This window comes from Allobosea massiliensis, assembly GCF_042655245.1.
GTDB classification, from domain to species: domain Bacteria; phylum Pseudomonadota; class Alphaproteobacteria; order Rhizobiales; family Beijerinckiaceae; genus Allobosea; species Allobosea massiliensis.
On record NZ_JBHSLU010000055.1, the window covers coordinates 1 to 1,815 of the forward strand.

The following is a 1,815-nucleotide window of genomic DNA, read 5'->3' on the forward strand; positions in this document are numbered from 1 at the left end:
TCAGACCGCACCGGGCACCTCACGGCGCCAGCCTACCAAACGGTCGATCTGTGTTTGAGACAGGCCGCCCGGGAACTGGCCTCGATCTATTTACTATCCGAGTGGTGCAGCAGGGCGTCGGGCTTGCCGCGGCGCCAGATCGCCATGACCAGCGCGTCTGTCACGAGCGCGGCCGTCATTTCGGCCTTCATCGACCAGCCGACGACGCGCCGCGAGAACAGGTCGATCACGGCAGCCACATAAAGCCAGCCTTCCGCCGTCCAGACATAGGTGAAATCGGCGATCCAGCGCTGGTTCGGCCGGGTCGCAGTAAACTGACGATCGAGAACGTTGGGCGCGATGACCGAGGTCAGTCGTGCTCCCTCGTCCTTCGGAAGGCCACGACGCCGGGGACGCGCCCGCAAGGCCTGCATCCGCATCAGGCGCTCGATCTTGTGCAAGCCGCAAGAGACGCCGTCAGCCAGCACATCACGCCAGACACGGCGAGCGCCATAGGTCCGGTCGCTCGCCTTGAAGCTCGCATAGACCTTGGCGCCAACCACCTCGTCGTCCACGGAGCGCTGGCTCGGCGAGCGCGTCAGCCAGGCATGGAACCCGGAGCGGGAGACATCCAGCGCTTCGCAAAGCCATGCCACCGGCCAGATGCTCCGGTGCCTCGCGATGAAAGCGAACCTCATATCGCTTCCCTCGCGAAGTAGGCTGCGGCCTTTTTTAGGATATCGCGCTCCGCCTTGAGCTTGGCCACCTCACGCCGCAGCCGCTCGATCTAAAGCTGCTCGGGCTTCACATGACCCTGTCCAGAAAACGCCTGCCCTGGATCGGCGGCAAACTCCTTCACCCATTTGCGCAGCACGTTCTCATGGACCTCCAGATCCCGAGACGCCTGCGCGACGCTCACCCCGCGTTTCCTGATCAGGCGAACCGCCTCGATCTTGAACTCACGCCCAAATCGTCGCCGCTGCATACGCCACCTCCAGCGTCATGAAACACCTAATCTCGGTGTCCACGAAACCCGCAGCAGGCCAGGCCTTGCGGTTGAGGAGCGCTCACTAGGCTATCGGCGGGCAAATACCTCATCCGCACCCATTGCAGGTTACAGCCAACAACCATATAAGTTTGGCGGGTGCTCCGCTCCTTACCGTGGGCGGGCAGGGTAACGCTGGTCGGGCCGCCAGCGCGGACACCCATGACTGATGCCCAACCTTAAATCATCGTGTTGCTTGATGCCTGACAGTCCGCTGCGGCTGCCTGGCGCTGGCTCAGCACGTGCATTGAGCCCGCAGAACTCCGGTCCGAGACTTTCCGAGAAGCTTTTCCTCGCACCACCAAGGGTCTGGCGGCCTCAGCCAAACGCTGGCTGCGCTAATCGAATTTCACCCCCTCGATGCTCATCGGCTGGCCGCCTCGGTCTTTCAATGTCAATAGTCATCTAGAGGATATTCATGTTATTTCTCGCCATTGGAATGATAGCTTCTGCATTTGGGCTCTTATTTGAATTCCGTTCCAGTAAAAACGGAGAGTCCCATCCAACGGTGTCAAGTGTCACAGTATCTGCATTGTTTCCAGCGTTAATTCTGATGCTTACAGTATTTGGATTCGCCATATTGATATCAGGAATTTCCACTTGATGTCCGGATTTATAAACGCGATCAAAACTGGGGTTAGAGTTGTTATCTTCCACTCTGATCATCAGTTTGGTGAGGCAAGCGCTCTGAGGTGTCAGGCGCCACGACAAACTGCCCCCCTGACGCCATGAGGAACTGACCCCTCTGGAGAGGAGGTCGGCATGGAAGAGCAAGAGGTTCAGAGTTCTCC

General features: G+C 59.2%; 1 protein-coding gene and 1 pseudogene. Both read right to left on the minus strand.

Annotation, left to right across the window (positions count from 1 at the left end):
• Positions 1–95: 95 nt before the first annotated feature.
• Positions 96–964 (minus strand): annotated as a pseudogene (locus tag ACFPN9_RS17070) (IS3 family transposase); the annotation flags it as partial.
• A 465-nt stretch (positions 965–1,429) separates the two neighbouring features.
• On the minus strand, positions 1,430–1,815 hold a 386-nt coding region (locus tag ACFPN9_RS17075), incomplete at its 5' end, for a hypothetical protein (RefSeq protein WP_377817292.1).